Annotated in this window: 24 protein-coding genes; 14 read left to right on the top strand and 10 right to left on the bottom strand. The window is 59.9% G+C overall.

Annotated elements, in window-relative coordinates:
- The first annotated feature begins 89 nt into the window (after positions 1-89).
- Positions 90-1,391 carry a phosphopyruvate hydratase gene (gene eno, locus LA321_RS02670; protein ID WP_042026918.1) on the top strand — a complete coding sequence of 434 codons (1,302 nt, stop codon included), beginning with the start codon at positions 90-92 and terminating at the stop codon, positions 1,389-1,391.
- Positions 1,392-1,737: 346 nt separating this feature from the next.
- Positions 1,738-3,411 (top strand): methyl-accepting chemotaxis protein, encoded by a 1,674-nt coding sequence (locus LA321_RS02665; protein ID WP_042071260.1) that lies wholly within the window; start codon positions 1,738-1,740, stop codon positions 3,409-3,411.
- Positions 3,412-3,970: 559 nt separating this feature from the next.
- Here LA321_RS02665 and LA321_RS02660 read toward each other — a convergent pair.
- The 3 genes from LA321_RS02660 to LA321_RS02650 all read right to left on the bottom strand — a co-directional run bounded on the left by LA321_RS02660 (position 3,971) and on the right by LA321_RS02650 (position 5,739).
- Positions 3,971-4,270 carry a hypothetical protein gene (locus tag LA321_RS02660; RefSeq protein WP_082043401.1) on the bottom strand — a complete coding sequence of 100 codons (300 nt, stop codon included), beginning with the start codon at positions 4,268-4,270 and terminating at the stop codon, positions 3,971-3,973.
- Positions 4,271-4,380: 110 nt separating this feature from the next.
- Complete coding sequence (locus LA321_RS02655) at positions 4,381-5,421, bottom strand: hypothetical protein (protein ID WP_156141021.1); 1,041 nt, start codon at positions 5,419-5,421, stop codon at positions 4,381-4,383.
- Positions 5,422-5,547: 126 nt separating this feature from the next.
- Positions 5,548-5,739 carry a hypothetical protein gene (locus tag LA321_RS02650; protein WP_042071264.1) on the bottom strand — a complete coding sequence of 64 codons (192 nt, stop codon included), beginning with the start codon at positions 5,737-5,739 and terminating at the stop codon, positions 5,548-5,550.
- A 328-nt stretch (positions 5,740-6,067) separates the two neighbouring features.
- On the opposite strand from LA321_RS02650, the gene LA321_RS02645 reads away from it, so the two are divergent.
- Entirely contained in the window at positions 6,068-7,246 is a 1,179-nt protein-coding gene (locus LA321_RS02645; RefSeq protein ID WP_042071266.1) for an aspartyl protease family protein, read from the top strand.
- 55 nt (positions 7,247-7,301) lie between these two features.
- Here LA321_RS02645 and LA321_RS02640 read toward each other — a convergent pair whose 3' ends face one another.
- Positions 7,302-7,913 (bottom strand): MliC family protein, encoded by a 612-nt coding sequence (locus tag LA321_RS02640; RefSeq protein ID WP_042071268.1) that lies wholly within the window; start codon positions 7,911-7,913, stop codon positions 7,302-7,304.
- Between the two features lie 117 nt (positions 7,914-8,030).
- Positions 8,031-8,393 carry a DUF2061 domain-containing protein gene (locus LA321_RS02635; RefSeq protein WP_042071270.1) on the bottom strand — a complete coding sequence of 121 codons (363 nt, stop codon included), beginning with the start codon at positions 8,391-8,393 and terminating at the stop codon, positions 8,031-8,033.
- Between the two features lie 182 nt (positions 8,394-8,575).
- Here LA321_RS02635 and LA321_RS02630 point away from each other — a divergent pair, with 182 nt between their 5' ends.
- Positions 8,576-8,782, top strand: a complete 207-nt coding sequence (locus LA321_RS02630; RefSeq protein WP_042071359.1) for a hypothetical protein — start codon at positions 8,576-8,578, stop codon at positions 8,780-8,782.
- A 94-nt stretch (positions 8,783-8,876) separates the two neighbouring features.
- Here the strand turns inward: LA321_RS02630 and LA321_RS02625 are convergent, their stop codons facing one another.
- Genes LA321_RS02625 through LA321_RS02615 form a run of 3 tightly spaced genes read right to left on the bottom strand, consistent with a single transcriptional unit; the run spans position 8,877 to position 12,089 of the window.
- The gene (locus LA321_RS02625) at positions 8,877-9,731 is read right to left on the bottom strand and encodes a 23S rRNA (adenine(2030)-N(6))-methyltransferase RlmJ (protein ID WP_042071271.1); all 855 of its coding nucleotides are present in this window, start codon (positions 9,729-9,731) and stop codon (positions 8,877-8,879) included.
- The gene (locus LA321_RS02620; RefSeq protein ID WP_042071274.1) at positions 9,725-10,186 is read right to left on the bottom strand and encodes a DUF2390 domain-containing protein; all 462 of its coding nucleotides are present in this window, start codon (positions 10,184-10,186) and stop codon (positions 9,725-9,727) included. Before LA321_RS02620 ends, LA321_RS02625 begins: the two co-directional genes overlap by 7 nt.
- Positions 10,179-12,089, bottom strand: coding sequence for an ABC transporter ATP-binding protein (locus LA321_RS02615; protein ID WP_042071277.1), 1,911 nt, complete (start codon positions 12,087-12,089; stop codon positions 10,179-10,181). Before LA321_RS02615 ends, LA321_RS02620 begins: the two co-directional genes overlap by 8 nt.
- Before the next feature lie 155 nt (positions 12,090-12,244).
- On the opposite strand from LA321_RS02615, the gene LA321_RS02610 reads away from it, so the two are divergent.
- Positions 12,245-12,661: a CBS domain-containing protein gene (locus tag LA321_RS02610; protein ID WP_197064497.1), complete on the top strand. Its 417-nt coding sequence runs from the start codon at positions 12,245-12,247 to the stop codon at positions 12,659-12,661.
- A 77-nt stretch (positions 12,662-12,738) separates the two neighbouring features.
- Here the strand turns inward: LA321_RS02610 and LA321_RS02605 are convergent, their stop codons facing one another.
- Together LA321_RS02605 and LA321_RS02600 are read right to left on the bottom strand one after the other, a co-directional pair.
- The gene (locus LA321_RS02605) at positions 12,739-13,203 is read right to left on the bottom strand and encodes a hypothetical protein (protein WP_042071280.1); all 465 of its coding nucleotides are present in this window, start codon (positions 13,201-13,203) and stop codon (positions 12,739-12,741) included.
- Between the two features lie 50 nt (positions 13,204-13,253).
- Positions 13,254-14,630: an aminotransferase-like domain-containing protein gene (locus LA321_RS02600; RefSeq protein WP_042071281.1), complete on the bottom strand. Its 1,377-nt coding sequence runs from the start codon at positions 14,628-14,630 to the stop codon at positions 13,254-13,256.
- Between the two features lie 118 nt (positions 14,631-14,748).
- On the opposite strand from LA321_RS02600, the gene LA321_RS02595 reads away from it, so the two are divergent.
- The 9 genes from LA321_RS02595 (at position 14,749) to LA321_RS02555 (ending at position 24,538) form a co-directional block, all read left to right on the top strand.
- Positions 14,749-15,345 carry a LysE family translocator gene (locus tag LA321_RS02595; RefSeq protein ID WP_042071283.1) on the top strand — a complete coding sequence of 199 codons (597 nt, stop codon included), beginning with the start codon at positions 14,749-14,751 and terminating at the stop codon, positions 15,343-15,345.
- 141 nt (positions 15,346-15,486) lie between these two features.
- Entirely contained in the window at positions 15,487-16,077 is a 591-nt protein-coding gene (locus LA321_RS02590; protein WP_042071285.1) for a LysE family translocator, read from the top strand.
- Between the two features lie 98 nt (positions 16,078-16,175).
- A complete protein-coding gene (locus tag LA321_RS02585) occupies positions 16,176-16,868 on the top strand; it encodes an aspartate/glutamate racemase family protein (protein ID WP_042071287.1) in 693 nt (230 codons plus the stop codon).
- Positions 16,869-16,994: 126 nt separating this feature from the next.
- Positions 16,995-18,602 carry a multicopper oxidase CueO gene (gene cueO / locus LA321_RS02580; RefSeq protein ID WP_042071290.1) on the top strand — a complete coding sequence of 536 codons (1,608 nt, stop codon included), beginning with the start codon at positions 16,995-16,997 and terminating at the stop codon, positions 18,600-18,602.
- Positions 18,603-18,762: 160 nt separating this feature from the next.
- Entirely contained in the window at positions 18,763-19,869 is a 1,107-nt protein-coding gene (locus LA321_RS02575; RefSeq protein WP_042071292.1) for a 1-acyl-sn-glycerol-3-phosphate acyltransferase, read from the top strand.
- A gap of 304 nt (positions 19,870-20,173) precedes the next feature.
- Positions 20,174-20,644: a YhcH/YjgK/YiaL family protein gene (locus tag LA321_RS02570; RefSeq protein WP_042071294.1), complete on the top strand. Its 471-nt coding sequence runs from the start codon at positions 20,174-20,176 to the stop codon at positions 20,642-20,644.
- A gap of 200 nt (positions 20,645-20,844) precedes the next feature.
- Complete coding sequence (locus LA321_RS02565; RefSeq protein WP_042071296.1) at positions 20,845-22,044, top strand: acetate kinase; 1,200 nt, start codon at positions 20,845-20,847, stop codon at positions 22,042-22,044.
- A 141-nt stretch (positions 22,045-22,185) separates the two neighbouring features.
- Positions 22,186-23,463: a mechanosensitive ion channel family protein gene (locus tag LA321_RS02560; protein ID WP_042071299.1), complete on the top strand. Its 1,278-nt coding sequence runs from the start codon at positions 22,186-22,188 to the stop codon at positions 23,461-23,463.
- 148 nt (positions 23,464-23,611) lie between these two features.
- Positions 23,612-24,538 carry a L,D-transpeptidase family protein gene (locus LA321_RS02555; RefSeq protein WP_042071302.1) on the top strand — a complete coding sequence of 309 codons (927 nt, stop codon included), beginning with the start codon at positions 23,612-23,614 and terminating at the stop codon, positions 24,536-24,538.
- The last annotated feature ends 113 nt before the right edge of the window (positions 24,539-24,651 follow it).

The following is a 24,651-nucleotide window of genomic DNA, read 5'->3' as shown; positions in this document are numbered from 1 at the left end:
TTGAAAATAAATGCGGTTGGGGCACTGTGCCACAGCCGCTTTTTTTGGCATATTTTTGTTGTTTTTTTACGAAACCTGAGGAAATACACATGTCCAAGATCGTTAAAGTGATCGGTCGTGAAATCATCGACTCCCGTGGTAACCCGACCGTTGAGGCCGAAGTTCACCTGGAAGGTGGTTTTGTTGGTATGGCAGCCGCTCCGTCTGGCGCGTCCACCGGTTCCCGCGAAGCGCTGGAACTGCGTGACGGCGACAAGAGCCGTTTCCTGGGTAAAGGCGTGCTGAAAGCCATCGAAGCCGTAAACGGCCCGATCGCTCAAGCTCTGCTGGGTAAAGATGCCAAGGACCAGGCCACTGTCGACCAGATCATGATCGACCTCGACGGTACCGAGAACAAATCCAAGTTCGGCGCCAACGCCATCCTGGCTGTTTCCCTGGCTAACGCCAAGGCTGCTGCTGCTGCCAAAGGCCTGCCGCTGTACGCCCACATCGCCGAGCTGAACGGCACCCCGGGTGTTTACTCCATGCCGCTGCCCATGATGAACATCATCAACGGTGGTGAGCACGCCGACAACAACGTCGACATCCAGGAGTTCATGATCCAGCCGGTTGGCGCCAAGACCCTGAAAGAAGCCGTTCGCATGGGCGCTGAAGTGTTCCACAACCTGGCCAAAGTACTGAAGGCCAAGGGTTACAACACTGCCGTTGGTGACGAAGGTGGTTTCGCTCCTAACCTGAAATCCAACGCCGAAGCGCTGGAAGTGATCGCCGAAGCCGTTGCTGCTGCCGGTTACAAGCTGGGCACCGACGTGACCCTGGCCATGGACTGCGCTGCTTCCGAGTTCTACGACGCAGAGAAGAAAGAGTACAACCTGAAAGGCGAAGGCCGTGTCTTCACCTCCAACGGTTTCTCCGACTTCCTGGAAGAGCTGACTGCCAAGTTCCCGATCGTCTCCATCGAAGATGGCCTGGACGAATCTGACTGGGAAGGCTTCGCCTACCAGACCCAGAAACTGGGCAAGAAAATCCAGATCGTGGGTGACGACCTGTTCGTAACCAACACCAAGATCCTGAAGCGCGGTATCGACAACGGCATCGCTAACTCCATCCTGATCAAGTTCAACCAGATCGGTTCCCTGACCGAAACTCTGGCTGCCATCAAGATGGCCAAAGACGCCGGCTACACTGCCGTTATCTCCCACCGCTCCGGTGAGACCGAAGACGCGACCATCGCCGACCTGGCCGTTGGTACCGCTGCTGGCCAGATCAAGACCGGTTCCATGAGCCGTTCTGACCGTGTTGCCAAGTACAACCAGCTGATCCGTATCGAAGAAGCGCTGGGTGAGAAGGCTCCGTTCCGCGGTCTGAAAGAAGTTAAAAACCAGGCTTGATTTGCTGGTTAACCAGCCTCGGCTGGTGTGAGAAAAACCGGAACCCTTGGGTTCCGGTTTTTTTTCGTCTGCAGATTGCGCCGAGTCTGCCACCTGTGTTGATTGCGGAACGTCTGCCTAGCCCTTATGCAGGCAAGGCAAGAGTAGGGCAGGGCACATTGGAGTGTGGCGACAACGGGCTGCCCCTGCCAACAGGCGTATGGGGTGCCGGGGGGAGCGTGCGTTTCGAGCTTGCTGCGGGTTTGAAAAGGGGCCAGCGGCCAAAGCCATGATCTTGTTAACAGTCACTGATAAATAAGTCTTTTATGATATCCGGCAAACGCTTGCACAAAGGATGTCTACGCAGATGAAACACCTCTCCATCAGGGGCAAGACCCTGACCCTGGCCATAGTCCCCATTCTGATGATGGCCCTGCTGCTCAATGTCGGGATCTGGTGGCGCGCACAGCAGTCCCTGACGGATCAGCTCGATCGTTACCGCACCAGTGCCCTCGAGCAGAAGAAGGTGGCGCTGGCCGAACACGTGCTGATGGCCAAGACCGCCATCGCTCATCTGCTCAGTCAGGACAGCCCCGAGGCCCGCGAGCAGGCCAAGGGCATACTGCGCACCCTGCGCTATGCCGAGGACGGTTACTTCTACGTCTACGACACCAGGGGGATCAACATCGCCCATGGCATCAAGCAGGCGCTGGAGGGCAAGGATCTCTCCGGCATGACCGACAGCGAAGGCAACAAGGTGATCCTCGATATCATCAAGGCGGCCGAGAGTGGCGACGGCTATTCACGCTTTATCTGGGACAAGCCCTCCAAGGGGAGCGAGCAACCCAAGCTCGGCTATGCCGTGCTGCTGCCCCAGTGGGGCTGGGTGCTGGGCACCGGTTTCTATATCGACGACATCGACGATGCGGTGGCCAGGGTCCGCGAGGAAGGGGAGGCCGAACTGGCCATCACCATGCGCGATACCCTGCTCACCTCGCTGCTGCTAACCCTGCTTGCCATCGTTGGCGGCCTCTGGGTGTCGCGCTCCATCACCCGGCCGATCCAGACCCTGGTGGAGAGTTTTCACGATCTCGCCCACGGCGAGGGGGATCTCACCCGCCGCCTCAAGCTGGAGCAGGGGGATGAGCTTGGCGATCTCGCCCGCAGCTTCAACGGCTTTATCGAGAAGATCCACCATCTGGTAGAGCAGGTGACGTCGGCCTCGGATCGGGTCTACCAGTCGGTTGAGACCCTGCAGCGCCAGTCCGGCGACTACCTCTCCCGCATGGGCTCCCACCACAGGGAGACGGAACAGGTGGTGGCCGCCATGACAGAGATGAGCTCCACCGCCCACAGCGTGGCGGGCAACGCCGGCGATGCGGCGGCCGCCACCGGCAGTGCCGACAACCTGTCACGCCAGACCCGGGTGGTGATCACCCGCGCCATGGATGGCATTGACACCCTGATCACCGACCTTAACGCCATTCATGAACAGATAAGCACCCTGACCCGGGAGACGGATCAGATCCAGAACGTGGTGGGGGTTATCTCGGGGATTGCCGATCAGACCAACCTGCTGGCGCTCAATGCCGCCATCGAGGCGGCGCGGGCCGGCGAGCAGGGGCGCGGCTTTGCCGTGGTGGCCGACGAGGTGCGCCAGCTCGCCTCCCGTACCCAGCAGAGCACGGTCGAGATCGGCACCATGCTGCAGCGGCTGCAGCAGATGGTGACTACCGCCGGCTCCCTGATGAGCGAGAGCCAGGCCCGCCACAGCAATACCCTGGCCGAGACCGGCGCCCTGGTGACCAATCTAGACGAGATGAGCAGCGCCATTACCACCATCAACGACATGAACCTGCAGATCGCCAGCGCCGCCGAGCAGCAGCACGCGGTGACCGAGGAGATCAACCGCAACCTGGTGGCAATCCAACAGATCGTGGCCGAGCTGAGCGAGGGGGCCGATGCCACCCGCCATACCTGCGCGGAGCTGGCCGACTCGGGCCGTACCCTGCATCGGTTGGTGGAGCGATTCCAGATATAGAACGAAAAAGGAGCCCGGTCGGGCTCCTTTGCTGTGGCCAGGAGAGCAAGCTTAGCTGGCTTGGTGCTACCGGGATTTCGCCCGCCCTGCGGGAGTGGGGTGGTGGGTAACGGGGTATCGTGGGGTAGGGTGCAATAAGCGCAGCGGATTGCACCGGGGAGTTGGAGGCTGCATCGTCGCAGAGTGACACCCTTCCCTGTCAAGGGAAGGGTTGGGGTGGGGGTCTTCTGCGATGGCTTTATCCTTGCGAAGGCGCTCGCCTGTTCAGCGGGGTGAAGCTGGCTGACCTCCCACCCCTGTGGCGACCATAACGGCACTACTGACCCGCTCAACTCGCCCGACGGCTTGCAGTGGCTCGCAATACCGTGCCCGCCCTCGTCTGATAGGGAAAATTCACTACGCGGCGCTCATAATGGTGGGTGTCCTAATTTCTTCCTCTCTAACGCCGCGTTAAGTGGTGAACAACGCCAATCACCAAACCTAAACCATTGCACCTTAAACACTTAACCTGACTGGAACTGAAATCGCCAAGCGTTGTGAATCCATTTTGAACGGCTTGTTATGTACGTATTTTTTCAATCTCATCATCTGTTAGCGTATTAATGAGTTTACTTAGCTTTAACTGAACAATTGGGTTAAAATTTTTAGGTTTATCTACCTCTCGCCCCCACCAAAGTTGAGGAACTGTAAGCAACCAGTCTCTTCGAAGTTTTAGCAAATGTTCATAAGAAGCATCAGATTGATAATCAAGTCCAGATTCATATCCACAGCATTGGCAAATTTCAAATGTTGTACAGCCGAAACTATCTAATGCCGTGAATTCAAAATAACCACAAACTGGGCAACCGTCAATATTCATACTTCCTCCGAGTACATAACGCCGAATTAAGGTGTGAGCGACGCTTGGCTATACTTGAGCGAAGCGAAAATGCCAAGCGTTGCGAATCACTCTTAAATGCTTTGTTAGCACTATATTACGTACATTTGTCCATTTTCGTATTCTACTTGAATATGGCTATGTTCTAAGACCTGTACTATTTCTCTTCTATACCTAGGCGTCATCGTCTGAATCACATAATCGACTAAATTCTGAGTAATATCTTTAACCAATTCAATGTGCCCAATATCAAAATCATTGAAACTGCTAGGGATACCAATTGAAGTTGTAGAGTCTGAGTTGATCAAGAATCCGAACCCATCTTCTTGAATTATTGGAGTCATCATTGGTTTTGTCACATTTGCATGAACAAAATCATTTCTTAGGTTCACAAGTGAGTGGTATTTCTTGAACACTTCATTGTCAGCGCTTAATGCGTCACCAGCAAAACATTCACAATACAATGGTGCTAACTTAATTTTTAAGTCGATTTGCTCTCGAGAAATACGATCGTATATCCGCTTTTCTCTAAGATCGCTTTTCAAGTAAAGCTCGTAAACTAGATTCATGAAGGCTTCAACTGAAGACAAATACATTAGAAATGATGAACGGCAAAGATCTTCAGATTGACGATAATGATTAAAATTAATGCTGTCCCCATCAAAACCTGATTTGTGACTAAGTTCTCTTGCGAGGTTGAGAACAGAATCTCCAGTCTCTCGATAAATCATATATGGGTTTTCTATAACCAGACCGTCAGGTTTCTTTGCCCTATCCTTTATTTGCGCTTTTTTCGACTTAGCTTTATGCTCAACTAATTTTAGAAATTTACTTCCAACCTCATAAGCATCATAGCCTTTATCCTTAACATATACGGCAATACTCCAACTGAACTGCTTCCAATCATATACTTCAAAATATGCATCAGTAGTTTGCAATGCATACATCCATTGACTTTTATCTTCGTCAAACATCTCGCTATTAGGTAGACCAAATGCCTCCTTTAAGCACAAATATACCTCAAATGGTGTTACTGATTCCGACTTAATCAGGGCATCTCTTACCACAATACCATCACTACTAAACTGATCAGAGAAGCTTTCCTCTGCAATCGAAATTTCATTCCATTTCATCAAAAATACCCGATAAAATTATCTATAGTGCTAACAGTGATTAGATGGAAGGCGGTACTTAATACATTAATACCGACTTCCATCTAACTCCACACCTGTCTGATATGGGATGCGAAAAATAATATTTTAAATCAATCGCTTACCTTTACTCCTTTGAAGTTGAACGTATTCGCTTGACCTCTTCTTTTTGTGCAACATTACGACTGTATAGAAAACAGTGAGGGTGTTGACCATGATTATCGCCAGCAAGGCTACCGCTCCTGAGTTCCAGCCCCCAGTCTGCTGCTTTTTACCTGCGTGAGGAATGGCGTGGCTCATGGGGTGACTCCGCTGAGGCTGTTGCCAATCGGGTATATTAACGGACGCCGTGCAGAGGAAAAGAAGCAGAACGGGTATTCCTGAGCAGGATCAATAAATTAATCGATAGGGTGAGTTGAACGATGGCGGGGTGGGGACTCGGGGGATGAGCTTGCCAGATCCCTGGATGGTGAGGGGTCATAATCAGCTTGAGCCGGCATAAAACACTTTGTTATTGTCGAGTGCCCCGTAAAATCTGGTTTATTTACATATAAATCAACAGGATAGTTTGTGTTTGGTGCTGTAGTCGGGGGAGACGCAGACACATTGTCTATCGCAAAGGAGTCTTATGACATTGCAGCGAAAAGCAGTGGCGCTCGCCATCTTGACCCTGTTTGGCACCCAGGGTTGCAGTACCCCGGATGCTGCCCATGCAGCAAGCAAGCCCCAGCCCGTGCTTGCCGTCTCTTACGAGCGTAGCCCCATAGTACCTGTCACCATCGCCGGTGAGCAGTACCAGTTTCTGCTCGATACCGGCGCCAGCATCACCGTGCTCGATCGCCGCATTGCCAGCCGCTTCAAGGTGCTTTCCCTGAGTCAGTTGCCTCGCGCCTACCAGGCCGATTTTGCCAATATGGTCAGCGTCTCGGGTCAGATTGAGAGTGAACATTTCGGGTTTGTACAGCCGGTGCCCTTGTCGGTTGGCTCGGTCACGATCGATGACAGTGATCTGTGGGGCGCCATGGATTTTTCGCTCATCTCCCAATCCCTCGGCACGCGCATCGACGGGGTGCTCGGGATAGAGGTCATACGTCGCTTCAACTGGGTGTTTGATCAGGAGCAGCACCAGATCAGCGCCTGGTCGTCGGCCCCTTCGGCGGCCGGGTTCGAGCGCTGCATCGGTTATGACGACAGCTACAACCGTTCACCGGCGCTCTACCTGACCCAGGGCGAGGGCAGCCTGCGAATGCTCCTCGATACCGGGGCCGATCAGAGCTATGTCGATCGCAGCTTTATCGGCCACATGGCCGAGCAGCAGGCGCTGTTGAAGGATGGCTCGACGCCGATGAAGGGGGTCGATGCGAGCGGCATGCAGGACCTGGGCGATCATGTTATCACCGGCCTGCATTTTGACGGCCGCCCCCTCGGTCAGCTGCGGGTGTCGGAGAATGACAACGACAAGTATGCCCTCGGCATGGACTTTGTGAGTCGCTTCAAGCGCTTTGCCATCATCCCGGGGCGCATGATGTTCTGCTATGACGCAGAGACGCTGGCGCAGCAGGTGCAGCCAAACCTGCGCCAGATTGCGGTGCGCTTCGATGGCCAGCATCTGCAGGTCTACTACAACGACGAGCGGGATCTGGCGCCGTTTGGCCTGAAAAATGGCGACGTCATCGAGCAGATCAACGGCGTGCCCTATCACCCGCTACAGATTGACAGGGTGCGGGATCTGCTGAACCAGAGCAAGGCGGGGTCGCTCAAGGTGCGGGTGGTGCGGGAAGGCAAGGCGCTGGATATCGCCATCTAGCACATAACAGGGCCGGCACCGTCAGGGCGAAACGGTGGCCGGCCCCCAGAGCGCGTTATTTGCCTTGTGCCGTGCTCACCTTGCAGGCGAGCGCCGGCTGGCCGAAACGCTCCAGCCTGGCCTCATCCCCCTTGGTAAACAGGCTGATGTTCTGCCCTTCATAGCGGGCGCCGCTGGCGCTGGGTTCCTGATAGGCGATGGTCTGCAGTGGCGGGCGATTATCTTCACTCAGGTTGAGTACGGCCACCGGCACCTTGGCATCCTGATAGAAATAGGTCTCCAGCATGAGCTGGTCGCCGCAGCGGTAGAAGACGGGAGCCGTGACCATCAGCTGGCCACCGGTGACTTGCAGCTCGGCGATCCGCAGCTTGTAGTTATCCTCGACGCACTGGCGCAGATCCTGCCCCTTCCAGCACTCGTTGCGCCCCTTGATCCAGCCACGCTGGGTCGCCTGCTCCGTCTTGCGCTGCTCGGGGGAAAGCTGAGCTATTGCCTTGTGATAGAGGTCGGCCAGTTCATTGTCCAGCGCCGTCAGTTTCGCATCCTTGCAGATAAGCGTCTCGACCGCCCCCGAGGCCTTGTGACAATCGAACGAGGGGGTTGCGGCACAGGCCAGCAGGGGAAAGAGTGCCAGGGGGGCAAGCAGCAGGGTCTTGAGCGGGGTCATCGAAGCGGTTCCTGAAAAGAGAGATATCGCTTCACTAAAACACAAAAGCACTCATGCCGCCGAGCGCTTTTTTGGCGCTGGCGGCACGGGTTGGCGCGTAAAGCCCGGAGCCAGGGTTCAGGCCAGCACCAGCTGCTGGCGGGCGCGCCACAGCCGCTCGTAGAAGAAGAAGACGACTGTGTTGATGGTGGGTTCGATCATCGCCATCACCCCGCCGGTGAGCAGTTCGCCGCTCAGCAGGAAGGCGACGCCGAAGGCCACGGAGAAGTGCACCAGGGCGAAGCTGCTGGTCTTGGCCTGCAGGCTGTGACTGGGCTTGAACTTGTGCCAGGCGACATCGTGAAAGTAGAAGGCGACCGTGTTGACGGCGGGTTCGATGAGGGCGATCAGGCTGGCGGTCAGCAGCTCGCCGGTCAGCAGATAGGCCAGGGTAAAGGCAACGGTGAAGTGCAGGGCGGCAAAGCTGATGGTCTTTTTCATGATGGCGGCTCCCTTTGGTGATATTGGCAGTATCACCCGGAATGCCATTAAATGAAAATTATTCTCATCTAATAATTAAATAGGGAATGCCTATCAAATGTCTTGTTGCCAGACTGGGGCTTGCCTTGAACTGTTGCCGCGCTAAAGTGATGTTTTGCCATGAAAAAGGAGCTTTCATGCATATGAATATCAACGCCACCCTGCTGGGACAGGGCATACTGTTGCTGATGATCATCGTGGGTGTGCTGGCCTATTGGCTGGCCCGTCGCAGAAGCGAGCGCCCCGCCCTGATCGCCACCCTCTGCGCTCTGCTCTCCCTGTTTCCGCCCTTGGGTCTGCTGGCCCTGCTGTTGCTGGTCTTGCACCTGGACAGACCCACCAGCCCCTGATTGCCAGCCATGGCATCCGTGCAGCCCGCCGATCTTGCCAATAAAAAGGGCCTGCAATGGCAGGCCCTTGGCGGTTTTCTTGTTTTTCAGGCGGTTACTCTTCCACCTTGTTGAGCCACTCCACCTTGTACTGGGCACCGGCGCCCTGGGCCAGCTTGGCGCACAAGGGTTTCAAGAAGGCTTCGATCTGCTCGTCCAGCATCCAGGGGGGGCTGATGATCAGCATCCCTGATCCATTCATGCCCCAATCGCTGGTTTGGCCGGCTACTTCCAGCTCGGCGACCAGGACGTTATCGAAGTTTTCGCGCTTGATGGCGCGCAGCATGTCGCGGGACTTGTCCGCCTCCTGTCCCAGTATGGGATACCAGAGGGCGTAGATGCCGGTGGCCCAGCGTTTTTGCGCTTTTTTCAGGGTATCGACCACGGCAAAGTAGTCTTCCTTGAGCTCATAGGGCGGGTCGATCAGCACCAGGCCGCGGCGAGGGGTGGGGGGCAGCAGGGCTACCAGCCCCTCGAAGCCGTCGCGGTGGTGAACGGCGACACGCGGGTCGTACCCCATGTTGGCGCGCAGATCCTCCACCTCGTTGTTGTGCAGCTCCATCAACGCCAGCTTGTCCTGCTCGCGGGTGAGGCGGCGCGACAGCTCGGGGGAGCCCGGGTAGTAGTGCAGCTGACCATCGACATTCATGTCGGCGATGACATCCAGATAGGGGGCCATGGCCGGCCACTGGGCCCGCTCGTTCCACAACCGGCCGATGCCGTCGGCATATTCCGCCTTCTTCTGGGACCAGTCGCCGCGCAGGTCGTAGAGACCGCCGCCGGCATGGGTATCCAGCACGATGAAGGGTTTTTCCTTCTTCTTGAGGGACTCGATGATCAGGGCCTGGACGGCGTGTTTCAGCACGTCGGCATGGTTGCCGGCGTGAAAGGCGTGGCGATAGCTCAGCATATTAGATCTCTGAGGGGGCCCTGCTGGGCACCCAGTAACGATAGATAGTTCAACAGATTGTGGCTCTTGCCCCGGTAGAGGGAAAGCTCGCGCAGGGTCTGCAGCAGCACCCCCTGCTGCAGCCGCTCCAGCTCCAGCTCGTGGGCCAGCATGGCCTGATACTCCTGCTCGCCGACTCGCGCTTTGGCGCTTTTGCGCAGGGCGCGCCAGGGGGTCAGCACCGCCTCGGTCTGCACCAGCGCAGGTTGCAGGTCGGTGAGATCGACCGGGATCCCGCATTGATCGAGCCGATGCAGCAAGAGCGCCAGATTGACGCAACCCCCCAGCTCCTGCACCTGGAGCCAGTCCTGGCTGCGTGCGCCATAGATTTCGCCGCTCCAGTGCCAGAAATCGAGCGGGCCCGGCAGTTCGTGTTCGGCGACCGCGTCGGTCGTCACCAGTGACAGATTACGCAAGGAAGGCTTGCTCCATGGTTTCCAGCTCCTCGGAGAGGCTCATCCACTCCATCTCGACGTTTTCCAGCTCCTCCTTGATGGGGCCCTGGGACTTGAGCAGCTCGGACAGCTTGCCCTTGGCGCTCTCTTCATAGATGGCCGGGTCGGCCAGCTGGGTCTCGATCTCGGCGAGTTTCCCCTGCAGCTTCTCCATGCTGGTTTCGAGTTTCTCCAGCTTCTGGCGCAGCGGCCTGGTCGCTTGCCGGAACTCCGCCTCGCGGCGCTTCTGATCCTTGCGCGCCACCGCCGAGTTGGCGGCCGCGGGGGCATCAGTCGGCTTGGCGTTGGCCTCTTTTTCCTGCTCGCCGAGCCACTTGTGGTAGTCGTCGAGATCGCCGTCGAACGGCTCGACTCGGCCGCCGTGCACCAGATAGAAGTCGTCGGTGGTGGTGCGCAGCAGGTGACGGTCGTGAGAGACCACCACCATGGCCCCCTCGAATCCTTGCAGCGCCATGGTCAGGGCGTGGCGCATCTCCAGATCCAGGTGGTTGGTCGGTTCATCGAGCAGCAAGAGGTTGGGCTTTTGCCAGGTGATGAGGGCCAGCACCAGTCGCGCCTTCTCGCCGCCGGAGAAGGGGGCCACCTTGTCGAGCGCCTTGTCGCCGTGAAAGCCGAAGCTGCCCAGATAGTTGCGAAGCTCCTGCTCTGTCTTGTCCGGGGCGAGGCGCACCAGATGATCGAGGGGGCTGTCGTCCAGGCGCAGGGTCTCCAGTTGATGCTGGGCAAAGTAGCCGATGCTGACCCCGGCGCTCACTTCGAGCTTGCCGGAGAGTGGCGGGTTGGAGCCTGCCAGCATCTTGATAAAGGTGGACTTGCCCGCGCCGTTGCGGCCCAAGAGGCCAATGCGCGAACCGGGTACCAGGTTGAGCTTGATCTTCTCCAGGATCACCTTGTCGCCGTAACCGGCGCTGAGGTTTTCCATGGCAATCAGCGGGGTCGGCAAGGCCGAGGGTTCGCGAAACTCGAAGCTGAATTCGGAGTCGGCGTGGGCGGGCAGGATCTTCTCCATCCGCTCCATGGCCTTGAGGCGGCTCTGGGCCTGACGGGCCTTGGATGCCTTGTAGCGGAAGCGGTCCACATAGGATTGCATGTGGGCCATCTCCCGCTGCTGCTTCTCGTACATGGACTGCTGCTGGGCCAGGTGTTCGGCGCGTTGCAGTTCGAAGTCGGAGTAGCCGCCTGTGTATTCGTTGAGCTTGCCGTTCTCGATATGGATGATGCGGCCCACCACCGAGTCGAGGAAGTCGCGGTCGTGAGAGATCAAGACGAGCGTGCCCTGATAGCCCTTGAGCCACTTTTCCAGCCAGATGACGGCGTCCAGATCCAGGTGGTTGGTCGGTTCATCCAGCAGCAGCAGATCGGAGCGGCACAGCAGCGCCTGGGCGAGGTTGAGGCGCATGCGCCAGCCACCGGAGAAGCTGCGTACCGGCGAGGCGAGCTGCTCGTCACCAAAGCCGAGGCCGTGCAGCAGCTCGGCTGCGCGAGCGCGAATGCTGTAAGCGCCTATGGTGTCGAGCTTGCTGTGCAGCTCGGCTACCAGCAGACCGTTGTCGTCCTGCTCTGCTTGAGCCAGCTGGGCTTCCAGTGCGCGAAACTCCCTGTCACCGTCGATCACGTAGTCTAGGGCGGAGCACTCCAGCGCCGGGGTCTCCTGGGCGACGCCCGCAATTTGCCAGCCGGCGGGCAGGCTGAAGGTGCCGCTGTCGATGGCCAGCTCCCCCCGTACCAGTGCAAAAAAGGTGGACTTGCCACAGCCGTTCTTGCCCACCAGGCCCACCTTGTGGCCTGGGTGTATGGTGGCGGACGCGTTGTCCAGCAGCTTGCGGCCGCCGCGGATCAGTTCGATTTGACTGGCAACTATCATGGGTGGGATCTGCTTGCTCAAAAATGGAGGAGAAAAACTGGCGCGGATCTTACGTGAAATGGCGCCGGTTTGCACTTTGGGAGCGGGCCTGCTACTGGCTGGCGCCGCAAAAACATGTCATAACAGAACTATCAATCAGGATGGTGGAGGCTAGCATGCTGCATATCAGGGACATCATGACGACCCGGGTCGCCACCGTCTCCATGGATGACAGGCTCGGGGTCATCAAGGATATCTTCGAGCAGGCTCACTTTCGCCATCTGCTGGTGCTGGAGGAGGAAGAGCTGGTCGGCGTCATCTCGGATCGGGATCTGTTTCGCGCCATCAGCCCCTATCTCGACTCCGAGGCCGAGATGAGCCGCGACACCGAGACCCTCAACCGCCGTGCGCACCAGATCATGAGCCGTCAGCTGGTCACCATTGCCCCCAACCTGCCGCTGCGGGACGGCATCAAGCTGATGCTGGAGAAGAATGTCTCCTGCCTGCCGGTGCTGGAAAACGGCGCCCTGGTGGGCATCATCAGCTGGAAGGATTTCTTGAAAACCGTCCTCGACCATGATGGCCTCGGCTAAATTTGGGTCATGATCCACAAAGAGCTGCCAGGGGCAGCTCTTTTTGTTTTTGGGTTTGGTGGACTGGCCGGTGGGCCTCAGAGCAGACCGGGCCCCTTGGGAGAGAAAGGGCACTCCTCCTGGCGAATGAGGTTGCTCTGCTGACCCTGGGCATCCTGCCAGTGCAGCGCCAGCTTGCCCAGTCTGCCCAGGTGGCGCAGCTCGAATTCGTAGCGCAGGCAGGGGTTGTCCAATGGCAGGCTCGTCATGCCCACAGGCAAGCGGTAGTCGTAGTGAAGGAGGGGGCCATCCTGTAACTGGCTGCGGATCGGGACCAACCCCTCGGCCGTGGGGCGGGGGGCGTTCAGGTAGCGGCGCAGGCTCAGGGGGGCATCGATCGCCTTCTGGTAATGGAGGCCGTTCATGGCCGCCAGCTCCTCTTCCAGCCGATTTAGCTCCCCCTCCAGCCCGTCCAGCGCCGCCCCCAGCTGTTGATGGGCGGGTGAGGCGCAGCCTCCCAGCAGCAGGGTGATAAGCAAGAACGGGGCGCGAAACGGGTGCATGGACTCTCCTTATGAGCGCATGAATGGGCCGGGTGATGGATGCTGGCCCACTATAGCAGGGGATTGGTGGGCGGTGTGCCCCGCAGCAATTGCGCCAGCCGATCCAGCCCCTCGGCGACGCGAGCGTCGGTGGCCGGCTGGCTGAGGCTCAGGCGCACCCCTTGCGGGGCAGCAAACTGGCCGGCGGCGAAGTGCTCCCCGCTCGCCACCCCGACATCCAGGGCGTTGGCAGCCTCGGCGAACTCATGGCTGCGCCAGGGCTCGGGCAGCGGCAACCAGGCGTGCATGGATCCCGCCTGCCAGCAGGCGCCCGGCAACAGGTGACGCAGCAGTTCGCCGCGCCGTGCCAGGATCTGCCGCTGCTGTTCGACCAATGGCATGATCTGGCGCTGGCTCACCAGCTTGCAGGCCAGCTCGATGAGCAGCGGGCTTACCATCCAGCTCGACAGGCGCATCGTCTGGGCGAAGGCGCTGCGCAGGGCACTTGGCACCAGCGCGAAGCCGACTCGCAGGCCGCCACAGGCGATCTTGGCCAGGCTGCCGAGGTAGATGACCCGCTCCGGCGCCAGGTTGACCAGCGGCGTCACCGGTGTCTGGGGCAGCAGGCCGTTGACGTCATCCTCGACGATCAGCAGATCGTGGCGGCGGGCGATGGCGACGATGGCCTCGCGCCGGGCCTGGCTCATGGTGGCTGTGGTGGGGTTTTGCAGGGTTGGGGTGAGGTAGAGCAGCTTGGCACGGCGGGTACGGCAGGCCGCCTCCAGCGCGGCGGGGATTAGCCCCTCTTCGTCCATTGCCAGTCCCACCACCTGGTTCTTCAGCTGGCGGGCGTTGCCCAGCATGCCGGGATAGCTGAGCCCTTCACAGAACAGGGTCTCCCCCACGCAGCCGGTGGCCAGCAGCGCCAGCGTGATACCGTGCTGGGCGCCGTGGCTGAACAACAGGCGATCCTCACTCCCCGCTACGCCCTGTTCCGCCAGCCAGTCGATAAACAACTGGCGCTGGCCGGGCTGGCCCGCCTCCTTGTCGTAGCCGAGCAGGGCGTTGAGATCCCCGCCGGCCAGCTCTTCCAGCATGGGGCGGATGATGGCGGCCCGATCCAGTTGCACCGGCAGGTTCTGCCACAGCTCGATGCGATGTCCCTCCTCCTTGCGGATCACCCAGGCGTTGGCCGGATCCTCATTGTCCCCCTTGACCCAGGTCCCGTGCCCCACCCGGGCGGCCAGCAGGCCGCGCCGCTCTGCCTCGCCATAGGCGCGGGTGATGGTGCCAACCGTCACCCCCAGCCTGTCCGCCAACGCCCTGTGGGTGGGCAGGCGGGTCTGCGCCGGCAGGGTGCCGTTGGCTATGTCGCGCTCGATGGCCTTGACCAGCTTGAGGTAGAGGGGGCCGTCGAAGGTTGTGATGTCCGGGGTCCAGATTGTCATGGTGACAATAAATCCATTGATCGAAATGTATCGGCAATATAGCGTGAAATTCAACCTAATAACAATCAGTGACGGCAAATTGTATCGATACAATTTGCCGCGATTCGGGAGTACAAAGATGACAATGGAATGGTATGTCACCCTGTTCGGGTTTGCCCTGCTCACCTGCGGCACGCCGGGCCCCAACAATCTCATGTTAACTGCTTCCGGTGCCAATTTCGGGGTGCGTCGCACCCTGCCACACCTGACCGGGGTCGCGGTGGGGCAACCAGTGCTGCAACTGGTGCTGGCGCTGGGGCTCTATCCCCTGTTCGAGAGCTGGCCGCCGCTGCGGGTGGGATTGCAGATCTTCGGCAGCTTCTATCTGCTGTGGCTGGCCTGGCGCATCGCGGTGGCCGGCGCCCCCGGCGATCCGACCAGGCGAGCCCGTCCGCTGACCTTGCTGGAGGGGCTGGGCTTTCAGTTTCTCAATCCCAAGGCGTGGATGATGGGGATCTCCGCCATCAGCCTGTTCAGCCTGCCCGGCGCCAGCTACTGGCCGAGTCTGTGGGGGATCATGCTGATCTTCCCGCTGGTGGGGTTTCCAGTCTGCTTTGTCTGGGTGCTGTTCGGCCATCAGCTGAGCAACTGGATCAGCACGGAACGGGGCTGGCATCGCCTCAATGGCTCCCTCGGCCTGCTGACGGCGCTCTGTGTGGTGATGCTCTGGTATTGACTCTCTGGCGCCTTGGATCTCTGTGCCTGGCACGCATAAAAATGCAAATAAGTGCGTTGGTGCCCTTGTCGCCGCTGGGCCGGCTCTGCATATTAGGAGGCTTGCTCCATAACGGATGTGTTGTACCACCAAGAGGTTGAGATGGATCTGAACTGGTTACTGCCCCTGGCGGGATTTGCCCTGGTTACCTGCGGCACGCCGGGCCCCAACAACATGCTGCTCACCAGCGCCGGCGCCGCCCAGGGTTTTCGCCGCACCCTGCCCCTGCTGGTGGGAGTGGTGGGGGGGATCAATCTGATGATCCTGGCCACGGCGCTCGGCCTTGGGGTCATGTTTGAAAAGGTGCCGTTGCTGCACGACGGCCTCAAGCTCATCGGCTCGGCCTACCTGCTCTGGCTGGCCTGGAAGGTGGCGACCGCCAGTGGCCCGGCGGAGGGCAACCGGCCGCTGATCCCGGCCCATCAGGGGGCCATGCTGCAGTTGCTCAATCCCAAGGCGTGGATGATGGCGCTCTCCGCCATCAGCGGCTTCACCCTGGCGGGGGAGGGCTACTGGCCGTCCGCCCTCTGGGTGTTGGCCATCTTCTTTATTACCGGCCTCTACACCGGGGCTTTTTGGGTGCTGTTCGGTGCCCAGGTGCGCCGCCTTATCCGCACCGCCCGTGGCTGGCGTCGTTTCAACCTCGGTATGGGGCTCGCCACGGCGGCCTGCGTGCTGATGATCTGGATTTAGGCCTGCTGGCCTTTACCGTCTGTCTTGTTGGCCCTTCGGGGCCTTTTTTATCGCGATGGCGGCCGCCGTGCTGCGCTCGGATCGCATAAGGAGTTCCCATGAAATGTATCGGTCTGCTGGGTGGCATGAGCTGGGAGTCCACCGTCAGCTACTATCAGGCGCTTAACCGGGGAGTAAAGGTGCGCCTCGGCGGTCTGCACTCGGCGCGGGTGCTGCTAAGCAGCGTCGATTTTGCCGAGATAGAGCGGCTGCAACACGCAGGTGACTGGCCCGCCACCGCCCGTCTGCTGGCGGAAGCGGCTCGCAACGTGCAGGCCGGTGGCGCCGATTTTCTGCTGATCGGCACCAACACCATGCACAAGGTGGCTCCCGAGATTGAGGCGGCCATCGACATTCCGCTGCTCCATATCGCCGATGCCACCGCCCACCAGTTGTTGGCAGATGGGGTGAAAAAGGTCGGGCTGCTCGGTACCCGTTTCACCATGGAGCAGGATTTCTACAAGGGGCAGCTGCAGACGCGTTTCGGGCTGGAGGTGCTGGTTCCTCCAGAGACGCAGCGGGAGCGGGTGCACCGCATCATCTATGACGAGCTCTGCCTGGGCCAGATCCGCGAGCCGTCGCGGGCCGAGTATCTGACCATCATCGAGGGGTTGGCGGCTGCCGGGGCCGAGGCCGTCATTCTCGGCTGCACCGAGATTGCCCTGTTGGTGGGGGAGACGAAAGCCTCGGTGCCGCTCTACGACACCACCGCCATCCATGCCGAGGCGGCGGTTACGCTGGCACTGGGCTAAAGCAAGGAGTCCGGGTGGCAAGCTGACGAGCCGGGGAAATAAGACATGCCGGTGTATCAGCCCTTGACCTTGCCATTGGGCGCTCATCTAGGCTGAGAGTCTGTCTCAGACCAGGAGGATTGATCCATGCAGCGTCGCGATTTTCTGAAACTCTCTACCGCATTCGGTGTGGCCAGCGCCTTGCCCTGGTGGAACCAGGTATTGGCGGCCGAGCGCCCCGTCCTGCCGATCCCCGCCCTGCTTGCGCCGGACGAGCAGGGGGTGATCCGGCTCAATGCCCAGCCGGGCCAGATGCAATGGCGGCGCCAGCCGACCCGCACCTGGGGCTACAACGGCAATCTGCTGGGACCGACGCTGCGGGCGCGGCAGGGGCAGTCGCTGACGATGCAGGTCAACAACCAGCTCTCCGAGACCACCACGATCCACTGGCACGGCCTGGAGGTGCCGGGCAGCGCCGATGGCGGCCCCCAGGCCACCATTGCCGCCGGCAAGCAGTGGCAGGCGGCATTTCGCATCGAGCAGCCGGCGGCCACCTGCTGGTATCACCCCCATACCCACGGCCGGACCGGCCATCAGGTGGCGATGGGGCTGGCCGGACTCTTTATCCTCGACGATGAGGAGAGCCAGCGCTTGCCCCTGCCCAGCCGCTGGGGCCTGGATGACATTCCGGTCGTGCTGCAGGACAAGCGGCTTGATGGCCAGGATCAGGTCGATTACCGGCTGGATGTGATGAGTGCGGCGGTCGGCTGGTTTGGCGATCTGATGCTGACCAATGGCGCCGAGTTCCCGAGCCATGCCGCCCCCAGGGGCTGGTTGCGACTGCGGCTGCTCAACGGGTGCAATGCCCGCTCCCTCAAGGTGGCGACCAGCGACGGGCGATCCCTCTATGTGATTGGCAGCGATGGCGGCCTGTTGGCGGAGCCGGTTGTGCTTGAGAAGCTCGAGCTGCTGCCGGGGGAGCGCTTCGAGGTGATGGTGGATGCCCGCAATGGCAAGGCGTTCGATCTGGTCAGCCTGCCGGTACGCCAGATGGGGATGACGCTCGCCCCGTTCGATGCCGCGCTGCCGCTGCTGCGGATCCAGCCCTCCCTCATCGAGGGCAAGGGGCGGCTGCCGGACAGCCTGGCCCGTCTGCCGGCCTTGCCCGCATTGGAGGGGATGACGAGCCGCACCCTGACCCTGTCGATGGATCCCGAACTGGATCGCCTGGGGATGCAGGCGCTGATGGAGCGCTATGGTCACGGCGCCATGGCGGGCATGAGCATGGCGCACGGCGATGCCGGCAAACAGAGTGCCATGAAGATGGAGGGCATGGATCACGGCGAGATGGTCAAGATGCAGCACGACGGTATGGCCGATATGAAAGAGGCGCCCAAGCCGCTGGATCTGCATACGGGCAACCGGATCAACGGTCAGGCATTTGTCATGGACCAGCCGATGTTTGCGGTCAAGCAGGGCCGGACCGAGCGCTGGAGCATCTCGGGAGAGGGGGACATGATGCTGCACCCCTTCCACATTCACGGCACCCGTTTCCGGATCCTGCGGGAGAACGGCCAGGCGGTGGCGCCCCATCGTGCCGGCTGGAAGGACATGGTGCGAGTAGAGGGAAATCGCAGCGAGGTGCTGGTGCGCTTCGACCATCCGGCCCCGAAGGAGCGTGCCTATATGGCGCACTGCCATCTGCTGGAGCACGAGGACACCGGCATGATGCTCTCCTTCACCGTGGAGGCCTGATCCCGGATGGCCTGCGGGCCATCCGTTCATTTTACTGGTCAGATCTCACTATCTACGTCCACCTCATACCCCTCGCCATAAAAGTGTGTAAAATTGCGCCCTGATTTTTTCCCGGCCAACTCGGGTTGGCCGTGCCCCTCTAGCATGCAAGGCTGACATTGTGACTGAAGTAGATAGATTCGCGGACATTCGCCCTTACCGTGATGAGGAAGTGCCCGCCGCCATCGAACGGCTGATCCAGGATGATGAGTTCGTCGGTGCCATCGCCAAATATCGTTTTGGCTCCCTGATGAGCTGGCTGGGCTGGGCCATTCGCCCGCTGATCCGCCAGGTATTGCGCTACAAGTGGTCCAAGGTGACCACGGTACATCAGGTGCAGATGGGGGTGACCCAGTACATGTCCCGCATGATCGCCACCTCCACCAAGGGGGTGACCTTCTCCGGGCTCGAGCATCTGAAGAAAGAGCAGGGCTATCTGTTTGTCTCCAACCACAGGGACATCGCTATGGATCCGGCGTTCGTCAACTGGGGTCTCTATACCCATGGTTTCGATACGGTGCGCATCGCCATCGGTGACAACCTGCTGCGCAAACCCTGCGCCACCGAGCTGATGAAGCTCAACAAGAGCTTTATCGTCAAGCGCTCCGCCAAGGGGCCGCGGGAGATGATGAAAGCCCTCGGCGAGCTGTCGGCCTATATCGGCCAGTCGGTGCACGAGGGGCACTCCATCTGGATCGCCCAGAAGGAAGGGCGTGCCAAGGATGGGGATGACAAGACGGATCCGGCCATCCTCAAGATGTTCTACGTGGACGGCAAGAAGCAGAAGATCGAGTTTGCCGACTACATGCGCAGCCTCAATATCGTGCCGGTGAGCATCAGCTACGAGCTGGATCCTACCGACAAGGCCAAGGCGCGCGAGCTCTACGAGAAGTCGGTCAACGGCAGCTACGAGAAGGGCGAGTTCGAGGATATCGAGAGTATCGTCGCCGGCATCGTCGGCATGAAGGGGCGGGTACATGTCTCCTTCGGCGCTCCCATCACCGAGGGGTTCAGCGATCCGGACGAGTTGGCGGCGCTGATCGACAAGGCGATCTGGGGCAACTACCAGCTCTTCCCCAGCAACTACCTGGCGGCAGATGTGACCGGCCACGCCAACACCATCGAACAGGCCGCCTTCCTGAGTCGCCAGTCCGAGGTGCCCGAAGAGCACAAGGCAATCTGGCGAGCCATGTATGCCAAACCGGTGGAAAACGCCGGCAAGGTTTGAACGAAACCGATTACCTGAAAAAAACGGGAGCTGATGCTCCCGTTTTTGCGTCTGGTCAAAGCCGATGGTAAAAGGGTGGTGAATAATATGGTTTCAGCTGGTACGATCACTGCGCAATTGGGTGCCATGGCCTTGGCAAGCACAGGACGAGTGTGTAACAGTGCACCCATAGAGAGACAACGAGCAAAAGCTCTAAACCGGTTTGCATGGATCGCAGACGGCATTATCGAAGGACCTGACACAGGTCCTTTTTCATTGGCGGGCAAAGATGCCGCGCAGATACACCTAACAGGAAAGACGCGCCATGATCACCGGTAGCCTGAACACTCTGCACCGCACCCCGCTGCCAGCGCCGCTCGCCCGCATCATGGCTGACGTGGTGAAAAGCGTCGCCCACTGGCGCGATGCCCCCGTCGGCAAGCAGGAAATAGACGGCCTCACGCTGTTCTGTCTGGTGAGCGAGGATCTGACCGAGCCGGTCCCGGATCGCCGCGGAGAATTTCATGAGCAGTACCTCGATATCCAGCTGCTGCTGCGCGGTGAAGAGTGGATCGGTGTGGGCCCCCACGACTATGTGAGCGAGGGCGCCGACCATCCCCATCCCGACCTCTGGTTCGTCGACGACGAGCAGACCAGCTATCTGGCGCTGCAACCGGGGGATTTCGCCATCTTCTGGCCGGGCGAGCTGCATCGCCCGCTCTGTACCTTCAAGCAACCCGCCCAAGTGAAGAAGCTGGTGGTCAAGGTACACAGGGATCTGCTGGTCAACATCTGACGTTCTCGAATCAAGGCGTGCGTTGCACGCTGCCTGAACTTGAGTGCAGCGCACCGTTTGCAATCAGTGCCATGCACGACCCGAATTGAAAAATTGGACGCACCCTCCTGCGACCATAAGCCCCCGGCAGGGGAATCCCATCCTCTTTTGGATGACACGACACTGTCGGCATAAAGCCGAAGCACAGGAAGATGTAGAAAATGAGCAAGTTGGTACTGATCCTTAACTGCGGTAGCTCTTCCCTGAAATTTGCCGTAATGGACGCCGAAACAGGTGAGGACATGCTGTCCGGCCTGGCCGAATGCTTCAATCTGGATGATGCACGTATCAAATGGAAACTCCACGGGGTCAAGGGCGAAGCCATGCTGGGAGCGGGTGCCGCTCACCAGGAGGCCCTCGACCACATCGTGGGCCACATCCTGCCGCAGGATCCCACTCTTGCCGGGCAACTGGTTGCCATCGGCCATCGCATCGTACATGGCGGCGAGCAGTTCTCCCGCTCCGTGCGCATCGATGACAGCGTGATTGCCGGCATCGAGGCGGCCATCCCGTTCGCGCCGCTGCACAACCCGGCCCACCTCATCGGCATCCGTGCCGCGCTGAAGGTATTCCCGGCTCTGGCCGAGAAGAACGTGGCCGTGTTCGACACCGCCTTCCACCAGACACTGCCGCAAGAGGCCTACCTCTATGCGCTGCCCCACAAGCTCTATCGCGAGCACGGCATCCGTCGCTACGGTGCCCACGGCACCTCCCACCGCTTCATTGCGGAAGAAGCTGCCAAGGAGCTGGGCAAACCGCTCGAAGAGCTGAACATCATCAACTGCCATCTGGGCAATGGTGCCTCCGTTTGCGCCATCAAGAATGGCGAATCCGTCGATACCTCCATGGGGCTGACCCCGCTGGAAGGGCTGGCGATGGGTACCCGCAGCGGTGACATTGACCCGGCGGTCGTCTTCTTCATGCACGATCAGCTCGGCTACAGCGTGGACGAGATCAACAAGGTGCTGACCCGCGAGTCCGGCCTGCTGGGCCTGACCGAGGCGAGCAGCGACTGCCGCTATGTGACCTCCAACTATGCGACCGACGCCGGTGCCAAGCGTGCGCTGGATGTCTTCACCTATCGCGTGGCCAAGTATGTCGGTGCCTATGCCGCCGCCATGGATGGTCGTCTGGACGCCCTGGTGTTCACCGGCGGTATCGGTGAGAACGCCGCCATGGTGCGCGAGATGGTGCTGGATCGCCTGGCCCTGTTCGGCTTCAAGGTGGACCAGGAAGCCAACAACGCCGCCGTGCTGGGTGGCGAGGGTCGCATCACCACCAAAGAGAGCCGTCTGGCCATGGTGATCCCCACCAACGAAGAGCTGGTCATCGCCCGCGATGCCCTCGGCCTGGTTGGCTAACGCTTTTCGTGTTGTCTCAACGCCCGGCCTGTGCCGGGCGTTGTCGTTTCTGGTGGTGGCCGATTTGACATGGGGGAGGGGATAGGTACCCTGACCGCCATGGTGGTTGCAGCGAACCGCTGCAAGGTTTGGGAGAGAAGAATGAAAGAAGCGTTTTTTAGCTGGCTGTCCGGTCTTGGTGTGGAGGTGACCAGCATGATGGCGCTGGTGATCGCGCTCGGCTTCATCCTGATCACCTCGTTGTTGCTGCACATGATGTTGCACCGCTTCCTGCTGGTGCGCCTGGTCGGGGTCCTCGGCAAGGCCAAACAGGTGTGGCTGCCGCCCCAGCTGCAGCAGCGGCTCTTCAACCGGCTCGCTTTTGTGCTGCAAGGGGGCGTGCTGCTCGCCCAGGCGGAGATCTGGCTGCCCGGCGGCTCCGACAGCCTGGCGCTGATCGAAGTGGTGGCCCAGCTCTGGATCTTGCTGTTCCTGCTGCTCGCCTTCTTCGCCCTGCTCGACTGCGTGCTGGCGGTGAGCCGCAACACCAGCCTGGGACGGGATCTGCCCCTGCGCGGCATCTTCCAGGGCACCAAGCTGGTTGGGAGCGTGCTGGTCGGCATCCTGATGATCGCCCTGCTGCTCGGCAAATCCCCTCTCTTCCTGTTCAGCGGCCTGGGTGCCATGACCGCGGTGCTGATGCTGGTGTTCAAGGACCCCATCCTCGGCCTGGTGGCGGGGATCCAGCTCTCGGCCAACCGCATGCTGAGCGTGGGGGACTGGTTGCAGATGGATAAATACGGTGCCGATGGCGAGGTGACCGACATCGGCCTCACCACGGTCAAGGTGTCGAATTGGGACAAGACCATCACCACCATTCCCACCTATGCCCTCATCTCCGACTCGTTCAAGAACTGGCAGGGTATGACCGAATCCGGTGGTCGCCGCATCAAGCGCAGCGTCAACATCGACATGACCAGCGTGCGTTTCCTGACTGCAGACGAGCAACTGCAGCTCAAGCAGGCCCAACTGCTGGCCCCCTATCTGAGCCGCAAGGAGCAGGAGCTGAGCAGCTACAACCAGCAGCTCAGGGAGGCGATCAACTGCCCCATCAACGGCCGCCATCTCACCAACCTGGGTACCCTGCGCGCCTACCTGGATGCCTATCTCAAGGCCCATCCCGGCATTCGCAATGACATGACCCTGATGGTGCGCCAACTGGCCCCTACGTCAGATGGCTTGCCACTGGAGATCTACTGCTTCACCGCGACCACGGCCTGGGGTGAATACGAAGGGATCCAGGCCGATATTTTCGACCACATCTTTGCCATCATCGAGCAGTTTCATCTGCGGTTGCACCAGTCTCCCACAGGTTACGATATGCGCTCCTGGCAAAGCGGGGCCGTACCGGCCGACCAGAAAACCGGGCAAGCGGCCTGAGCGAATATTAATCACTGACCCGTCACGACTTGTCGGTTGAAATTTGCCGGGCAGAGGAGAAGAATGGCGGCCTTCTCTTCGGCCCCAGGCATATTGCGCCTTTGGGCCAGCCCGAAGACCTCCATCAAGTCATCATCATGGGAAAGTTATGAAGCTCTTTCGCAATAGTGTGGCAACCCTCTGCTACGGCCTGCTGCTGACCGCCGCGCCTGTGTTTGCCGTTGAATATGCCCTGCCTGCCGCCAACAGCCGCCTGGTGGGGGAAAATCTGGAATACGTGGTGCCGGCCGGGGAAAACGGCCAGCCGCTGGAGGCGGTCGCCGCCAAATTCCAGCTCGGGCTGACCAACATGCTTGAGGCCAACCCCAAGGCGGATCCCCTGCTGGTGCAGACCGGCGAGAAGCTGGTGATCCCGCAGCAGTTAATCCTGCCGGATGCACCGCGTGAAGGGATTGTCATCAACGTGGCCGAGATGCGCCTCTATTACTATCCCAAGGGCAAGAAGGTGGTGGAGGTACTGCCCATCGGCATCGGCCAGCTGGGCACCGATACTCCGGAGGACTGGGTGACCAGCGTGCAGCGCAAGAAGGAGCGCCCGACCTGGACCCCAACGGCCAAGATGCACGCCGAATATGCCGCCCGTGGCGAGACCCTGCCTGCGGTCTGGCCGGCCGGTCCCGACAACCCCATGGGTCTCTATGCCCTCTACATCGGCAAGATGTACGCCATCCACGGCACCAACGCCCAGTTTGGCATCGGCCTGCGGGTGAGCCACGGCTGTGTGCGCCTGCGCAATGATGACATCGAATACCTGTTCAAACAGGTACCGGTCGGTACCCGGGTGCAGTTCGTTAACCAGCCGATCAAGGCCGCCAAAGAGCCGGATGGTCGCCGCTATCTCGAGGTGCACCAGCCGCTCTCCCGTAGCGAAGCCGAGTTCAACTCCAGCCTGCCGGCGCCGCTGCCGATCACCCCGGCGGTGACCCGCTTCATCGCCCACGCCGACAGCGACTCCCAGCGGGTCAAGCAGGCGCTGGAGCAGCGCAGCGGCATGCCGATTGCCATCAATCGCTGAAGGTAGTCGAGCGCCAACGGGCGATAAGATGATGAAAAGGGCGAACAGCATGCTGTTCGCCCTTTTTGTTGCCTCATGCCCTGTGACATACGGCGTCGTGAGTCCGGTCGGTG

It is taken from the genome of Aeromonas enteropelogenes (assembly GCF_020097295.1).
Taxonomy (GTDB): Bacteria; Pseudomonadota; Gammaproteobacteria; order Enterobacterales; family Aeromonadaceae; genus Aeromonas; species Aeromonas enteropelogenes.
The sequence above is the reverse complement of the archived record's forward strand: the minus strand, read 5'-3'. Positions and strand labels throughout refer to the sequence as shown.

Coding starts and splice junctions, on each gene's coding strand:
- eno (WP_042026918.1), top strand. CDS start 90: ATGTCCAAGATCGTTAAAGTGATCGGTCGTGAAATCATCGACTCCCGT.
- LA321_RS02665 (WP_042071260.1), top strand. CDS start 1,738: ATGAAACACCTCTCCATCAGGGGCAAGACCCTGACCCTGGCCATAGTC.
- LA321_RS02660 (WP_082043401.1), bottom strand. CDS start 4,270: ATGAATATTGACGGTTGCCCAGTTTGTGGTTATTTTGAATTCACGGCA.
- LA321_RS02655 (WP_156141021.1), bottom strand. CDS start 5,421: ATGAAATGGAATGAAATTTCGATTGCAGAGGAAAGCTTCTCTGATCAG.
- LA321_RS02650 (WP_042071264.1), bottom strand. CDS start 5,739: ATGAGCCACGCCATTCCTCACGCAGGTAAAAAGCAGCAGACTGGGGGC.
- LA321_RS02645 (WP_042071266.1), top strand. CDS start 6,068: ATGACATTGCAGCGAAAAGCAGTGGCGCTCGCCATCTTGACCCTGTTT.
- LA321_RS02640 (WP_042071268.1), bottom strand. CDS start 7,913: ATGACCCCGCTCAAGACCCTGCTGCTTGCCCCCCTGGCACTCTTTCCC.
- LA321_RS02635 (WP_042071270.1), bottom strand. CDS start 8,393: ATGAAAAAGACCATCAGCTTTGCCGCCCTGCACTTCACCGTTGCCTTT.
- LA321_RS02630 (WP_042071359.1), top strand. CDS start 8,576: ATGAATATCAACGCCACCCTGCTGGGACAGGGCATACTGTTGCTGATG.
- LA321_RS02625 (WP_042071271.1), bottom strand. CDS start 9,731: ATGCTGAGCTATCGCCACGCCTTTCACGCCGGCAACCATGCCGACGTG.
- LA321_RS02615 (WP_042071277.1), bottom strand. CDS start 12,089: ATGATAGTTGCCAGTCAAATCGAACTGATCCGCGGCGGCCGCAAGCTG.
- LA321_RS02610 (WP_197064497.1), top strand. CDS start 12,245: ATGCTGCATATCAGGGACATCATGACGACCCGGGTCGCCACCGTCTCC.
- LA321_RS02605 (WP_042071280.1), bottom strand. CDS start 13,203: ATGCACCCGTTTCGCGCCCCGTTCTTGCTTATCACCCTGCTGCTGGGA.
- LA321_RS02600 (WP_042071281.1), bottom strand. CDS start 14,630: ATGACAATCTGGACCCCGGACATCACAACCTTCGACGGCCCCCTCTAC.
- LA321_RS02595 (WP_042071283.1), top strand. CDS start 14,749: ATGACAATGGAATGGTATGTCACCCTGTTCGGGTTTGCCCTGCTCACC.
- LA321_RS02590 (WP_042071285.1), top strand. CDS start 15,487: ATGGATCTGAACTGGTTACTGCCCCTGGCGGGATTTGCCCTGGTTACC.
- LA321_RS02585 (WP_042071287.1), top strand. CDS start 16,176: ATGAAATGTATCGGTCTGCTGGGTGGCATGAGCTGGGAGTCCACCGTC.
- cueO (WP_042071290.1), top strand. CDS start 16,995: ATGCAGCGTCGCGATTTTCTGAAACTCTCTACCGCATTCGGTGTGGCC.
- LA321_RS02570 (WP_042071294.1), top strand. CDS start 20,174: ATGATCACCGGTAGCCTGAACACTCTGCACCGCACCCCGCTGCCAGCG.
- LA321_RS02565 (WP_042071296.1), top strand. CDS start 20,845: ATGAGCAAGTTGGTACTGATCCTTAACTGCGGTAGCTCTTCCCTGAAA.
- LA321_RS02560 (WP_042071299.1), top strand. CDS start 22,186: ATGAAAGAAGCGTTTTTTAGCTGGCTGTCCGGTCTTGGTGTGGAGGTG.
- LA321_RS02555 (WP_042071302.1), top strand. CDS start 23,612: ATGAAGCTCTTTCGCAATAGTGTGGCAACCCTCTGCTACGGCCTGCTG.